Raw genomic sequence first — 15,192 nt, 5'->3', positions numbered from 1 at the left:
CTCAGCCGCCCGGCGTAACCGGTAGCGCAAGCCCGGGATGCCTTTGCAGGGCGTGTGATGTTAAACGCCGGTAGAATACCGCCCGCTCATTGGCAAAGTTGGTGACGATACCGTTCATGCTTTGGGTGAACTGCTCACGGGTGTAGTTCTGCTGGCTATCCAGATGCGCAAAGGCCGCCGCCGCACGTATGACCATTTCGTCAAATTGTTCGCGATGGGCGCTTTCCAGGTATTCGGTCCAGAAATCCTGGTCCGTGACCCAGTCAATCAACTGCGTGGTGTGCTCGGCCTTCACCACTTCGCTGTACACCCAATCGAGGGTCTGCGGGATGACCTCGACACCCAGGCGGAAATTCATCTCCAGAGGCTGCGCAGGCAATTGCAAGCGTTCGGCCAGGCCAATCCGATACGCCAGGCTGATCTCCATCGCCTGTTCATCCGTGACCGGCCCGGTGCGTCGGCGCGAAATAATGTTTTTCAGGGCCAGCTTCTCGACGGCCTGTAGCCGGAACAACCCGCGCAACAGTCGAGTCAACTCACCTTCCACGGTGTCGACCCCGCCCCGGGCGGCGGCCAGCGCCCGGTAGCACAGCACCCGAACGTGCAGGTCACTGAACAATAAGGTATAGCCGTCGACACTGATGCGGCCGGTGTCGGCCATGCGAAACAGCGCTCGCCTCAGGACATCGTCTTCGGCCGCCGCCGAGACCACATCCCACACCCGTTGGCTCAACGAGCGGTAGACCATGCGGAAATCGGCGGTATAGCGCAGCCGCGCCAACAGTGAAAAAAAGGGGCGGCCTTCCGGGTAGGCCAGCAGCGCACTCCACAGCAAGCGTTTCTGCACCGCGTCCTCAGCGCTCACGCCGGTCAGCCACGTGGAACTCATGGTCATGTCCGCCACGACCTCGACCAGTGCCTGCGCCTGCCCGGTGGCCGCCAGCCCGAGGCTGATTTCCGTGGTCAGTTGATAATTGACCACCCGCTGGACGGTCTCGGGGCTCAGGGGATTACCGGCAATGTCCGTCCCGTTGTTCAATCGATTGGAAGCGGCGTAGACATCTTCAGGGATCTGGCTGATGCGGTTGTAACGCAGGTCCAGGACTTGCAATCGGGGCAATCCGGTGGCGCCGGGCGGCCATTGATTGATGCCCGTGCTGCGTAAATCCAGGCGTTTGAGTTGGGTCATTTGCGCGACATTGGGCGCCAGGTTCAAGGTTGGGTTATTGCTCAAATTGAGGGTCTTGAGGTGGGTCAACCCGGCCAGCTCATCGACCGAAGCACTGGTCAGCCGAATCTGGTTTTCACTCAAGTTGAGGGTTTCAAGCAGGGGCATGTTGCCGATGGCCTGGGCCAACCGCGTCAGTTGATTGCCGACCAGCGACAACTTTCGCAGCTGTTTGAAGTTATGCAGAAAGCTGTTGAGCCCGGCGCTGGCGCCCACGCGATCCATGACCAGCGTCCCGACATGGCTGAAATCCCCGGTAATGAGCGGCAGCTCTCCCACTTGCAAGGGCGGCAACACCAGCTCATACAGCTGACCATCGAGGCTCAGCCTGCTGGGCGTTTCCCTGCGCCAGCAACGGATGATTTCCCGGGACGCCCTGGTTTTGGCGAGTGCCGACACTTTGAGCCGCGCGCCATCCGGTGCGTGATACCAGGTGTCGCGCATGATCCAGTTTTGCAGCACTTGCCGAATCGTCAGAAACTCGAGCCTGAGGCTCTCCAGCTTCCTGGCGGCCAGTACCTCGACCGAGCCCAGACCGGTCAGGAACAGATCAATCTGTTCCGGTGAATGGGTGGGATACAGCTCCTTGGCACGATGGATCAAGGCCGACGATTTGGCCGGTGGCGTCAGGGGCACGGAAGGCAACCCATCAGGTGCCGCGCCGAACAAGGGATCAGCCAGGCGCATGGGCGAGACATAACCGGCGTGCCGGAAGGCGATGCCCAGGACCTGACCGGCCATCCCGCGGCGTTCCAGCGCCAGCGCCGTGATCTTTTCCCGCAATGCCACGCCACGCTCATCCGCCGCCACGCCCAGCGCCGCGCGACGCGTGGGCGTCAGGCCTTCCCAGAGCGCCTGGAAGTAATGTTCACGGGTCCGTCCGGGAAGGTAGCTGCGGGTATCGTAATTTTCGTCGAGGACGTCGTAGCGATCCGGGTGGGCGTTCATCAACAATTTCTGCGTGGCATTTTCCGAACCCAGGCTGGCGACGTCCTCGGTGTAGAACGACCACTCCAGCAAGCGCAGATAAATATCGCCCGTCCAGCCGGGCAGATGCTTGAGGGTATTGAATACCAACCGGTCGGTATCAATTCCGCCGGCAGCGCTCAGATACAGCCCCTCGTAGGCCCGGCCGATGCGCACCACCTGCTGGAAGCGCCGGGCTTCCTCGGCCAGACGCAACGGTACTTTCCCGGCATCCAACTCATCCCACTCGACGGTGTCGGCATAATGGACCAACTCATCAAGCACGCTGAGCGGCAGGTCGGGGAATTGATGGCGCAACGGCGTTGAGCGACTGCCCTGCGCGGAGACGCCGCGCTGATACAGCCAGGTGAACAGCGTCATCCGTTGGCGATCGGCCTGTTCCGCCAGCACCTTGACCAGAGCCTCGATCTGTTCAGCCGGCACCAGGGTGGTCGTGTCCAGCAGGCTGGCCCGTTCTGTGGCGCTCAGGCCGGCCAGCAGGCCGGGGTAGAATTGCCCACTCTGAACCTGCGCCTGAGTCAGCGTGAGGGTGGTTGCCGTGGTCGTGGCGTCTTCGTGGGCGAACGCCTCAACGGCCCTCCCTTTGGCATCGACCACTTTGATGCGCAGCTGTTTCGGCCATTTCTTCAGGGTCATCAGTAAACGAAACTGCAGATCCGTATCGGCGAATGCGGAGGTTGTCGCGCTGTTCAATTGCTCGATAAAACGGATGACCTGATCATCCACCGCAAAGCGTCGAACAGTGTCGGTCAATACGGCCGGTGGTTTCATGCCGTCGATCAGTACCCGACGTAAAATGCGCTCGTCGATGGCGCTGACCGAGAGGATTTGCAGGGCCCGGGCATCCGGAATGTCCTGCTCCGGGTACCCCATTCGGCGAAATAGCCGCAGTCGATCCCATTCCTGAGGCAATTCGGAATCGTGGCGCCAGGCACCGGCGTCGTTGGTTTCCAGTCGCGGTGCGTAAGCTTCTCGGATGGTCGGCCCCATGACTTCCCACAAGCCAGTATCCGGCTGTGGGCGAACGGCATACACCTCCTTGCCGACAGCCAGATACGCTTGATCGTTGAACCAGCGCAGCCCCCGTTCATCGGCCTTCAACCAGGCGGGCAGCGTCATGTTCTGGCGATAAGGCAGCAGGTCCGGCTTCCACAGCCGCTCGTTGTCACTGGCCAGTCGGACCTGTCTCAAGCGTTCGACAAAACGCGAACCCCTGACGGTCAGGTAGGTCATTTTCGCCGCCCCCACACCGGCGGCCAGTGCCGTCATGACGATGAGGTTCTCCAGCGTATCGAAAAAGTAGTCGGTGGCCTGTTCCTGCTCCCCGGCGGCCCAGCTCTCGACGCCGTGATAGACACTGAGCAACAATTGGCCCGCGGCCAGCGCCATCAATATTTCACCCACCACCGGGATGAACGAAGCACCGAACACCGCCAGATCGAGGCCCAGTTCCTTGTAGGCTTCGTGCCGGGCCAAACGGGTTTTCTCGTCTTCGTCATCGGTGGGCACCACCAATTGCCGCGCGTCCGCCATCACCTGCACCACCCGCTGACGGTAGAGTTCGGCAAACGGATCGGCCGCGATCGTGAAGGCCATGACGGGAATGTAGGCCGTGGCGGCAGGGAGTAGCCAATTCGCGCCACCTCTCAACAGACGTGTCTTGAGCATGGTTTTAAAACCGACCCGATCGGACAGCGTAATAGACCCGCTGATAAACGATCCGAAAGTGTCGGTGCCAAGTCGCTCGCTGACAGCGAATTCCATTCGCCTGTAGCTCGGGTATTGCTTGAGCGGCTGCTCCGGATCCCCCGGCAGATACAATACGCAGGGGTTGTCGACATACGCCCCGTCGCTGACCGCCACGAACAATACCGCGCCGTGCAGTGCATGCTCCATCAACTCCAGTCGCTTGCAAGCCACGGTATGACTGCCGAGTTTGATCGACGGAATGTTTTCCAGAACCTGCCCGAGCATCTGAAAAACCTGTTCATCGATATGCCCCTTCATCAACGCCATTTGCCGATCGACATCAAGACGACGCCGCCAATGCACCACGCATTTTCTACGAACTTCACCGTTATCGGCATACGGTTCGAACACGCTGTCGAGATGCGTCTGATATTGCTTGCCCAAGTCCAGCGTACGACATAATTCTGCGAATTCATGGGGCTCGATCGCCAGGGCTTTATTGCCTCTTCCACTGACCCGTTCCGGTTGATAAATCAAGGATTGTTCATGGTAGTTGGCAGCCAGTGTTTCACTGGCTTCAAAGTTTTCGCAGGCGGCGGCCAACAAGTCTCTATCGATGGGCAATACGAGTTTTTTTCGAAGCCCGAGCAAACTTGAAGTTGAGCGGACATGTTGAAAAACAATGCCTCTTATATCCAGAGGCTCTCCCAACTTATCGGACATGGCTTTAGCCAGCAGCGGCGTACAGAACTGTTCCGGGCTTTTCAAGCCCGCCGTGGCCTTGACCGCATCGGCGCGGGAGTGATGACTGGCCACCAGGCTGGCGTGCAGCGCCTTGCGCCTTTCGGCCGTGGCGGTGAACAGCCATTGAGGAAACTGTTTACGTTTGAAGAATTCGAAAAAGACGCCTTGTTCTTCCGGCGTCATGGCCTGAGGTGTTTGATCATTTGCGGTTGAAGACATATTCAGCGAGCCTTGCGACTGATAAGAACAGCCAGTCTATCGACCGACTTTCCAAATAAAAGCGCTAATAGCCGATAGGAACTTCCATCTTCAAATCAACAATTCAAACTTAAACAATACATAGATACCACCTGCACTTTTGTTACTTGTGCCGTCCTATCAAAAACTTATCTAACGCGCATAAAAAAGCCCGGCCACTTGAGTGGCCGGGCTGCTGTTGGCGTTACCAGAAACGCTGTTGGGTCAGGCGACTCCACCAGTTCAGCAACACGCGGTCGATGGAACCGCTGGCCGCCAGGCCGACGCGTTCCTGAAGGCTTTTGCGTTCGGCGTAGTGCAGGTGGTACAACTCCGCACCCTTGGCGCGTTCGGAGAGGTATTCGTCACTGGTCTTGAGTTCGTCCACCAGTTGTTTGTCCAGGGCCGCCACACCGAGCCAGACTTCACCGGTGGCCACTTCATTGATGGCCAGTTGCGGGCGATAGCGCGACACGAAGTTCTTGAACAGCGCGTGGGTGATGTCCAGATCTTCCTGGAACTTCTCCCGGCCCTTCTCGGTGTTTTCGCCAAACACGGTCAGGGTGCGTTTGTACTCGCCGGCGGTCAGCACTTCGAAGTCGATGTCGTGCTTTTTCAGCAGGCGGTTGACGTTAGGCAGTTGCGCCACCACGCCGATGGAACCGAGGATGGCGAACGGGGCGCTGATAATTTTCTCGCCGATGCACGCCATCATGTAGCCGCCGCTGGCCGCGACCTTGTCGATGCACACGGTCAACGGCACACCGGCATCACGGATACGCGCCAGTTGCGACGACGCCAAACCGTAGCTGTGCACCATGCCACCGCCGCTTTCCAGGCGCAGGACCACTTCGTCCTTGGGCGTGGCGAGGGTCAGCAGTGCGGTGATCTCGTGGCGCAGGCTTTCGGTAGCCGAAGCCTTGATGTCACCGTCGAAATCCAGCACGAACACCCGGGATTTGGCCTCGGGTTTCTTCTTCTGTTTTTTCTCGGTCTTGGTCTGGGACTTGCGCAGGGCTTTGAGCTGATCCTTGTCGAGCAAGGATTGCTCCAGGCGTTCACGCAGGCCTTTGTAGAAATCATTGAGTTTGCTGACCTGCAACTGGCCGGCCGACTTGCGCCGACCTTTACTGCGCAATGCCGCGAAACTGGCCAGGACCACCAGAATGGCGATCACCAGGGTCACGGTCTTGGCCAGGAAACTGGCGTACTCGGCAAAAAACTCCACACAGGACTCCTTCAATACAATGCGCCGCTTGAAAACGCGCGCGCGGGATGGCTCCAGCATACCCATGCCCCGCCTTTGGGGCCAGCCGTGAAACCTCTGGCAACAGGCCTGTAACGGGCATTTCAAACAAGCGTATGTTTTTTCATTGACAGCTCACGGTCATCCTCATAACCTCGCCAAACCTTCAACGTACCGGGATGACGCGGACGTGGGCAGCATCTACTTGATTCGACATGGCCAGGCCTCCTTTGGTGCAGACGACTACGACGTCCTGTCGCCGACCGGTATCCGCCAGGCAGAAATCCTCGGCCAGCACCTCGCCGGGCTGGGTATCAGCTTCGATCGCTGCCTTGCCGGGGACTTGCGTCGCCAGCAGCACACCGCCACCACCGCGCTGGAGCAATTCGCCGCCGTGGGCCTGTCGACGCCGACCCTGGAAACCGATTCCGCCTTCAACGAATTCGACGCCGACGCGGTGATCCGCGCCCTGCTTCCGGCCATGCTCAAAGACGAACCGGAAGCGCTGGACGTCCTGCGCAACGCCGCACAAAACCGTGCCGAGTTCCAGCGTATCTTCGCCCTGATCATCGAGCGCTGGCTGGCCGGCACCTACGACACGCCGGGGCTGGAAAGCTGGCTGGGTTTTGTCGAACGGGTCCAGGCCGGGCTGAACCGCATCCTAGAACTGGCGGACAACACGCAGAAAATCGCCGTGTTCACCTCCGGCGGCACCATCACTGCCCTGCTCCACCTCATTACACAAATGCCTGCTCGCCAGGCGTTTGAACTCAACTGGCAAATCGTCAACACCTCGCTCAACCAACTGAAGTTCCGTGGTCGCGAGGTGGCTCTGGCTTCCTTCAACAGTCATGCGCATTTGCAACTGCTGAAGGCCCCGGAACTCATCACGTTTCGCTGAGTCCGGACTATTGTGACCCTGGCTGTAATCACCCAGCTCTAATTACCCAAGAAAGGATCGAACCATGACCTCCGTAGCTGATGCCGTACAAGCAATGAAAGCCAAGTTCAACCCAGCCGCCGCTGCCGGTCTGGACCTGGTCTTCGGTTTCCGCATCGACGAATCCAAGCACTTCTCTCTGATCGTCAAGGACAGCACCTGCGAACTGAAAGAAGGCGAAAACCCGGACGCCCAGGTCACGCTGGTGATGGACGCCGAGACCCTGGAAGGCATCGTCGACGGTTCGACTGACGGCATGCAAGCGTTCATGGGCGGCAAACTGCGCGCTGAAGGCGACATGATGCTGGCAATGAAGCTGTCCGAGCTGTTCCCGTCGTAAGATGACGGCTCCCCGCTTCGGGGAGCCTCTCTGGCTGCACACGAATCCCGCCCCTTGTGGCGGGATTCGTGCGTTTGGGCATCGGGAAATTGATTTGCGGTCTATATTCCTTCTGGCCGCATGCGTCAGACATCGGCTGTTCAATCCCGGTTTTTTCATGAAGAACTGAGCGGAGAACACTGCCATGAGCCCACCTGACGACCACGACGGATTCAATCGCCGCCGTGTACTGCAAGGCCTTTCGGCAGGCGCCGTCGGTGCCTGGGTCAGCCCACTATTCGCAGGGAGTAAAACCATGCCCGATGCCCCGGCCGATCTGATTCTGTACAACGGTCGCTTGCACACCGTCGACCGCAAGAAACCCCAGGCCAGTGCCGTGGCGATCAAGGACGGACGCTTCGTGGTGGTCGGCAGCGATGCCCAGGCCATGGCCCTGCAAGGTCCGGGCACGCAGATCATCGACCTGCACGGGCGCACGGTGATTCCCGGCCTCAACGACTCGCACCTGCACCTGATTCGCGGCGGCCTCAATTACAACCTGGAACTGCGCTGGGAAGGCGTGCCCTCGCTGGTCGACGCCTTGCGCCTGCTCAAGGACCAGGCCGACCGCACGCCGACGCCGCAATGGGTGCGCGTGGTCGGTGGCTGGAACGAATTCCAGTTCGCCGAGAAACGCCTGCCGACGATCGAAGAACTGAACAAAGCCGCGCCGGATACGCCGGTGTTCGTCCTGCACCTCTACGACCGCGCCCTGCTCAACCGCGCCGCGTTGAAAGTGGTCGGCTACACCCGCGACACGCCAAACCCGCCGGGCGGCGAGATCGTCCGCGACTCGAATGGCGATCCGACCGGCATGCTGATCGCGCGACCCAACGCGATGATTCTCTACTCGACCCTGGCCAAGGGACCGAAACTGCCGCTGGAACAGCAAGTCAACTCCACCCGGCAGTTCATGCGCGAACTCAATCGCCTGGGCGTTACCAGTGCCATCGATGCCGGCGGCGGTTACCAGAATTACCCGGACGATTACCAAGTCATCCAGCAACTGGCGGACGACAAGCAACTGACGGTGCGCATCGCCTACAACCTCTTCACGCAGAAACCCAAGGAAGAATTGACCGACTTCAAGAACTGGACCAGCACCTCCCGTTACGGCCAGGGCGACGACTTCCTGCGGCACAACGGTGCCGGCGAGATGCTGGTGTTCTCGGCGGCGGATTTCGAGGACTTCCTGGAGCCACGCCCGGACCTGCCGCAAACCATGGAGCAAGAGCTGGAACCGGTGGTGCGTCACCTCGTCGAGCAGCGCTGGCCGTTCCGTTTACACGCGACCTACAACGAATCCATCAGCCGCATGCTCAACGTGTTCGAGAAGGTCAATCGCGACATTCCGTTCGATGGCTTGCCATGGTTTTTCGACCACGCCGAAACCATCACCCCGCAGAACATCGAGCGGGTCAAAGCCCTGGGCGGTGGCATTGCGATCCAGGACCGCATGGCGTTCCAGGGCGAATACTTCGTTGACCGCTATGGCGCCAAGGCCGCCGAACACACCCCGCCCATCGCCCGCATGCTGGCCGAAGGCATTCCGGTCGGCGCCGGCACCGATGCGACACGGGTGTCGAGCTACAACCCCTGGACTTCGATGTATTGGCTGGTCAGCGGCCGCACCGTCGGCGGCCTGGAGTTGTACCCGCAAGGCTTGAGCCGCGACACGGCGCTGGAACTGTTCACCCATGGCAGCGCCTGGTTCTCGTCCGAACAAGGGCAGAAAGGCCAGATCAAGGTCGGGCAATTGGCGGACTTGATTGCGCTGTCGGCGGACTATTTCCACATCGAAGACGAAGGGATCAAGTGGATCGAGTCGGTGCTGACGATTGTCGACGGCAAGATTGTCTATGGCAGTGTCGAGTTTGAAAAACTCTCGCCACCGCCGATCCCGGTAGTGCCCGAGTGGTCGCCGGTCACCAAAGTACCGGGGCACTGGAAACCGTTGGCCGCGCAGGTTCACCACTGTGTCGGCGCGTGCGCGGTGCATGCCCATAGTCACCAGCGGGCGCGGTTGTCGTCGGCGCCGGTCAGTGACTTCCAGGGGTTCTGGGGGGCGTTTGGCTGTTCCTGTTTCGCCTTCTAAACACGAAACCTTGCAGGAGCGAAGCTTGCTCGCGAACGCGTCGTCACATTCAACATCAATGCTGACTGACATGACGCCTTCGCGAGCAAGCTTCGCTCCTACAAGGGGCTTTGTGCGAACGACGCGGCCAACAACTCCCGCGTATACGGATGCTGCGCTGCACCAAACAGCTCGGCAGTAGCGCCGCGTTCCAGCACCTCGCCATCCTTCATCACGATCAGATCATGGGCCAGCGCCCGCACCACGGCCAAATCGTGGCTGATAAACAGATACGTCAAACCATGCTCCTCCTGCAACCGGCGCAACAAACCGACAATCTGCTTCTGCACCGTGCGATCCAGCGCCGAGGTCGGTTCATCCAGCAGGATCAATTCCGGTTTAAGCACCAGCGCCCGAGCGATAGCAATACGTTGCCGCTGACCGCCGGAAAACTCGTGGGGATAGCGATGTCGGGTGGCCGGGTCGAGGCCGACTTCCCTCAGCACATCGATCACCGCTTGCTCGCGCTGAGCGGCATTCATGTCGCTGTGCACCTGCAAGCCTTCGGCGATGATCTGTTCCACACTCAGGCGCGGGCTGAGGCTGCCGAACGGGTCCTGGAACACCACCTGCAAGCGCTTACGCAGGGGCCGCAACTGCTTGCCGCTGAGCGACTCCAGCGCTTCGCCCCGGAAACGAATGCTGCCCTCGGATTCAATCAGCCGCAAAATCGCTTGGCCCAACGTCGACTTACCCGAACCCGACTCGCCGACAATGCCCAGGGTCTTACCTCGTTGCAGGCTCAAGTCGATGCCGTTGACAGCTTTGAGATACGACCTGGGTCGCAGCCAGCCGCCGCCCAACGGAAACCAGACTTTCACATCACTGACCGCCAGCAATGTCTCGGCATCGTCCCGCCACAGCGCCGTGCCACCCGGCTCGGCATTCAACAACTCAACGCTGTAGGGATGCTGCGGCGCGCTGAACAACTGCTCGCAAGACGCCTGCTCGACGATCACCCCGCCACGCATCACCGCCACGCGCTGGGCGATGCTGCGCACCAGATTCAAGTCGTGGCTGATGATCAGCAGCGCCATGCCCAAGCGCTGTTGCAGCGCCTTGAGCAGCAGCAGAATCTTGCGTTGCACCGTGACATCCAGCGCGGTGGTCGGCTCGTCGGCGATCAGCAACTCGGGTTCGCACGCCAGGGCCATGGCGATCATCACCCGTTGCCGCTGGCCGCCGGAGAGCTGATGCGGATAGGCCTTCACGCGACTTGCTGCATGCTGGATGCCGACCAGTTACAACAATTCCAGAATCCGCCTGCGCGCTGAAACACCGGCCAGGCCCTTGTGCAACGCCAGGGTTTCACCCAGTTGCCGCTCGATTGTGTGCAGCGGGTTCAGCGAACTCATCGGCTCCTGGAAAATCATCGCGATGCGATTGCCGCGCAGTTGCCGCAGGCGTTTGGACGACGTGCCCAGCAACTCTTCACCGGCATAACGAATGCTGCCGTCGATCCGGGTGGTCGAAGGTTCGAGCAATTGCAGGATGCTGTGGGCGGTCACCGATTTGCCGGAACCGGACTCGCCTACCAACGCCAGGCATTCACCGGGGCGGATATCCAGGTCAACGCCGTGCACCACTTCGCAGCCATTGAATGCGACCCGCAGGTTGCGCAATTCGATCAGGTTATCGGTCATCTCATTCTCCTGACTCAAGAGCGGGGATCAAAAGCATCACGGCAGGCTTCGCCGATAAACACCAGCAACGACAGAATCAGCGCCAGGGCGAAAAACGCCGTCAGGCCCAGCCACGGTGCTTGCAGATTGTTTTTGCCCTGGCCGATCAGCTCGCCCAGCGATGCGCTGCCGGCCGGCATGCCGAAGCCGAGGAAATCGAGTGCCGACAAAGTCGCGATGGCCCCGGTCAGAATGAACGGCAGGTAGGTCAGGGTCGCGCTCATGGCGTTGGGCAGGATGTGCCGCCACATCACCTGCACATCGCCGACGCCCAGCGCTCGCGCGGCTTTCACATATTCCAGGCCCCGGCTGCGCAGGAACTCGGCGCGCACCACGTCCACCAGGCTCAGCCAGGAAAACAGCGCCATGATCCCCAACAGCCACCAGAAATTCGGTTCGACGAAGCCCGACAAAATGATCAGCAGGTACAACACCGGCAGCCCCGACCAGACTTCCAGCAACCGTTGACCGAGCAAGTCGATCCAGCCGCCGTAATAACCTTGCAACGCGCCGGCAACGATGCCAATTAAGGCGCTGGCGGCGGTCAGTGCCAAGGCGAACAACAGCGAGATCCGTGTGCCGAAAATCACCCGCGCCAGGACATCCCGCGCCTGATCGTCAGTGCCCAGCCAGTTCTCCCGCGACGGCGGGCTCGGCGCCGGTTCGGTCAGGTCGTAATTGACCGTGTCGAAGCCAAACGGGATCGGCGCAAACAGCAACCAGCCGCCCTGCCCCTCGATCAATTCGCGCGACTGCAAACTGCGATAGTCCGGTTGGAACGGCAGCTCGCCGCCAAAGTCCTGCTCGGTGTAGCGCTTGAACGCCGGGAAATACCACTGGCCCTGATACGACACCAGCAGCGGCTTGTCATTGGCCACCAGTTCACCACCGAGGCTCAGGCCGAACAACGCCAGAAACAGCCACAACGACCACCAGCCACGCCGATGCGCCTTGAACCGCGCCCAACGCCGCAGGCCGATTGGAGACAATGTCAGCATCAGGCAGCCCTCGCGGTGAAATCGATGCGCGGGTCGACCAGCGTGTAGCAGAGGTCGCCCAACAGTTTTATCAGCAGGCCAAACAGGGTGAAGATGAACAGCGATCCGAACACCACCGGGTAATCCCGCGCCACGGCGGCTTCGTAGCTCATACGGCCGAGGCCATCGAGAGAGAAAATCACCTCGATCAGCAACGAGCCGCCGAAGAACACCGTCACCAGCGCTTGGGGCAATCCGGCGACCACCAGCAGCATGGCGTTGCGGAACACATGACCATACAAGACCTGGTTTTCGCTCAGCCCCTTGGCCCGCGCGGTCACCACGTACAGCCGTGAGATCTCGTTGAGAAAGCTGTTCTTGGTCAGGATCGTCAGCGTCGCAAACCCGCCGATCACCAGCGCGCTGACCGGCAGCACCAGGTGCCAGAAGTAGTCCGCGACCTTGCCCCAGGCCGACAGCTCGGCGAAGTTTTCCGAGACCAGGCCGCGCACCGGAAACCAGTCCAGAACGGTGCCGCCGCCGAACACCACGATCAGCAACAGCGCGAACAGAAATCCCGGCATCGCGTAGCCAATGATGATCGCTGCGCTGCTCCAGACATCGAATGCCGAGCCGTGATGCACGGCCTTGCGAATCCCCAGCGGGATCGACACCAGATAAGTGATCAACGTCGCCCACAATCCCAGCGACAAGGTCACCGGGAGCTTTTGCAGGATCAGATCAATCACCGATGCACCCCGGAAAAAGCTCGAACCGAAATCCAGCCGCGTATAACGCTTGAGCATTAGCCACAAGCGTTCGCCGGCGGGTTTATCGAAGCCGTACTGGCGCTCTATTTCCGCCACCAGTTTCGGGTCCAGGCCACGGGTGGCGCGGGATTCGCCGCCGACCGTCTCGACATGTCCACCACCCACCGCGCCACCAACGCCGATGCCCTGCAAGCGCGCGATGGCCTGCTCCACCGGACCACCCGGCGCGGCCTGCACGATGACGAAATTGACCAGCAGAATGCACAGCAACGTCGGCACGATCAGCAGCAAACGCCGCAGGCTATAACCCCACATGGGAATACTCCTGAGTGCGTTGTTCCATTTGGGTCTGGGTCAGTGCCGACGGGCTGATTTCCCACCAGGTTTCCAGGCCGGCGTCGTACAACGGCGCAATCGCCGGACGACCGAAACGGTTCCACCACACCGTGGAAATCCCCGGCGGGTAATAGTTGGGAATCCAGTAGTAACCCCACTGCAACACCCGATCCAGCGCCCGCGCGTGACGCAACATGCTCGCGCGGTCGGTGGCATGCACCAGCCCGGTGAGCAAGCCGTCCACCGCCGGATCGCGCAGTACCATGTAGTTGTTGGAGCCGGGATCATCCGCGCCGTCGGCACCGAAATAGTTGAACAGCTCGCGCCCCGGTGCCTGGCTCACCGGGTAGCCGGCGACGATCATGTCGTAGTCGCGGCTGCGCACGCGGTTGGTGTATTGCGCGGTGTCGACCTGGCGGATATCGAAGCCGATACCGATCTGCGCCAAGTTGCGCTTGAACGGCAACAACAACCGCTCGAAGCCTTTCTGGCCGTTGAGAAAAGTGAAGTGCAACGGCTCGCCCTTGGCGTTCACCAACTGATCGCCCTCGGGCTTCCAACCCGCCGTCGTCAGCAGTTTCAGCGCCTGCAACTGCTGGCCGCGAATGATGCCGCTGCCGTCGGTGTGCGGCGCCTGGAACACGTCGCTGAACACTTCATCCGGAATCTGGCCGCGCCACGGTTCGAGGATGTTCAGTTCTTCGGCGTCCGGCAGCTGCGTGGCCGAGAGCTCGCTGTGGGAGAAATAGCTGCGCTGGCGCAGGTACATGCTGCGCATCATCTGCCGGTTGCTCCATTCGAAGTCCCAAAGCAAGGCAATCGCTTGCCGTACACGGCGGTCCTGGAACAACGGTTTTTGCAGGTTGAACACAAAACCCTGAGCGCCCTGGGCTGCGCCGGGGGCCAGGTGTTCGCGGATCAGGCGTCCTTGATCCAGTGCGGTGCCGGCGTAGCCGATGGTGAAATTGGTTGCGGAGAATTCGCGGTTGTAGTCGAAGCCGCCGGCCTTCAGCACCTGGCGCGAAACGTCGCTGTCGGCGAAGAACTCGACCCGCAGCGCATCGAAGTTGTAGAGGCCGCGGGTGATCGGCAGGTCGTTGCCCCACCAATTCTTGACTCGCTCGAAATTGACGCTGCGCCCGGCATCCACGGCGCTGACCCGATATGGCCCGCTGCCCAGGGGGGCCTCGAAACCGCCGCCGTCGGCGAAGTTGCGGGTTTTCCACCAGTGTTCCGGCAGTACCGGCAAAGTCGCCAGATCCAGCGGCAGCGTGCGGCTTTCATTGTTCTTGAACACGAAACGCACTTGGGTCGGCGACTCGACGATGACTTCAGCGACATCGGCGAATTGCTGGCGATATTTGAGGCTGCCCTGGGTGGTGAACAGTTCGAAGGTGTAGCGCACGTCCTCGGCGGTGATCGCACGACCATCGTCGAAACGCGCCGCCGGGTTCAGGTAGAAACGCAGCCAGGTGCGGTTCGGGGCCAGTTCCATTTGCTGCGCGACCAAGCCGTAGACGCTGTAGGGCTCGTCCTTGGATCGATAGGCCAACGGGGCGTAGAGCCAGGTGTCGATTTCGGCGACGCCGGTGCCTTTGTCGACATACGGGATCAAATGATCGAACGGCCCGCCCTCCAGCGAGGAACGACGCAGGCTGCCGCCCTTGGGCGCGTTCGGGTTGACGTAGTCGAGGTGCTGGAAGCCCGGGGTATATTTGGGGGCTTCGCCGTAGACCGTGAGGGCGGGTTGTGGTGCGGCGAAAAGGGTTGGGCTAAGCAGCAAGCAGAGGCCCAACAGACAGAATCGGGATGGCATCGGGAAGCAGCCTTTTTATCTTTGGCC

General features: G+C 60.6%; 8 protein-coding genes and 1 pseudogene. 3 read left to right on the top strand and 6 right to left on the bottom strand.

Annotated elements, in window-relative coordinates; translation table 11 throughout:
- Nucleotide 1 precedes the first annotated feature (1 nt).
- Both HKK53_RS02450 and sohB read right to left on the bottom strand, forming a co-directional pair.
- On the bottom strand, nucleotides 2-4,867 hold the full coding sequence (locus HKK53_RS02450) for an NEL-type E3 ubiquitin ligase domain-containing protein (protein WP_169369173.1): 4,866 nt from the start codon (nucleotides 4,865-4,867) through the stop codon (nucleotides 2-4).
- 223 nt (nucleotides 4,868-5,090) lie between these two features.
- Nucleotides 5,091-6,113, bottom strand: coding sequence for a protease SohB (gene sohB / locus HKK53_RS02445; RefSeq protein ID WP_169369172.1), 1,023 nt, complete (start codon nucleotides 6,111-6,113; stop codon nucleotides 5,091-5,093).
- Nucleotides 6,114-6,321: 208 nt separating this feature from the next.
- On the opposite strand from sohB, the gene HKK53_RS02440 reads away from it, so the two are divergent.
- The 3 genes from HKK53_RS02440 (at nucleotide 6,322) to HKK53_RS02430 (ending at nucleotide 9,545) form a co-directional block, all read left to right on the top strand.
- Nucleotides 6,322-7,032, top strand: a complete 711-nt coding sequence (locus tag HKK53_RS02440; protein ID WP_169369171.1) for a histidine phosphatase family protein — start codon at nucleotides 6,322-6,324, stop codon at nucleotides 7,030-7,032.
- Nucleotides 7,033-7,096: 64 nt separating this feature from the next.
- Nucleotides 7,097-7,411 carry an SCP2 sterol-binding domain-containing protein gene (locus HKK53_RS02435; protein ID WP_149658176.1) on the top strand — a complete coding sequence of 105 codons (315 nt, stop codon included), beginning with the start codon at nucleotides 7,097-7,099 and terminating at the stop codon, nucleotides 7,409-7,411.
- 295 nt (nucleotides 7,412-7,706) lie between these two features.
- Nucleotides 7,707-9,545, top strand: coding sequence for an amidohydrolase (locus HKK53_RS02430; protein WP_169374160.1), 1,839 nt, complete (start codon nucleotides 7,707-7,709; stop codon nucleotides 9,543-9,545).
- 98 nt (nucleotides 9,546-9,643) lie between these two features.
- On the opposite strand, the pseudogene HKK53_RS02425 reads toward HKK53_RS02430, so the two are convergent.
- The 4 genes and pseudogenes from HKK53_RS02425 to HKK53_RS02410 all read right to left on the bottom strand — a co-directional run bounded on the left by HKK53_RS02425 (nucleotide 9,644) and on the right by HKK53_RS02410 (nucleotide 15,165).
- A pseudogene (locus HKK53_RS02425) lies at nucleotides 9,644-11,227 on the bottom strand (ABC transporter ATP-binding protein).
- 14 nt (nucleotides 11,228-11,241) lie between these two features.
- On the bottom strand, nucleotides 11,242-12,264 hold the full coding sequence (locus HKK53_RS02420) for an ABC transporter permease (RefSeq protein WP_169369170.1): 1,023 nt from the start codon (nucleotides 12,262-12,264) through the stop codon (nucleotides 11,242-11,244).
- On the bottom strand, nucleotides 12,264-13,328 hold the full coding sequence (locus tag HKK53_RS02415) for a microcin C ABC transporter permease YejB (RefSeq protein WP_169369169.1): 1,065 nt from the start codon (nucleotides 13,326-13,328) through the stop codon (nucleotides 12,264-12,266). The genes HKK53_RS02420 and HKK53_RS02415 overlap by 1 nt, the downstream gene beginning before the upstream one ends.
- Nucleotides 13,315-15,165: an extracellular solute-binding protein gene (locus tag HKK53_RS02410; protein ID WP_169369168.1), complete on the bottom strand. Its 1,851-nt coding sequence runs from the start codon at nucleotides 15,163-15,165 to the stop codon at nucleotides 13,315-13,317. Before HKK53_RS02410 ends, HKK53_RS02415 begins: the two co-directional genes overlap by 14 nt.
- Nucleotides 15,166-15,192: the final 27 nt, after the last annotated feature.

It is taken from the genome of Pseudomonas sp. ADAK7, from assembly GCF_012935675.1.
GTDB lineage: Bacteria > Pseudomonadota > Gammaproteobacteria > Pseudomonadales > Pseudomonadaceae > Aquipseudomonas.
This window is presented reverse-complemented; position numbering and strand designations above follow the sequence as displayed.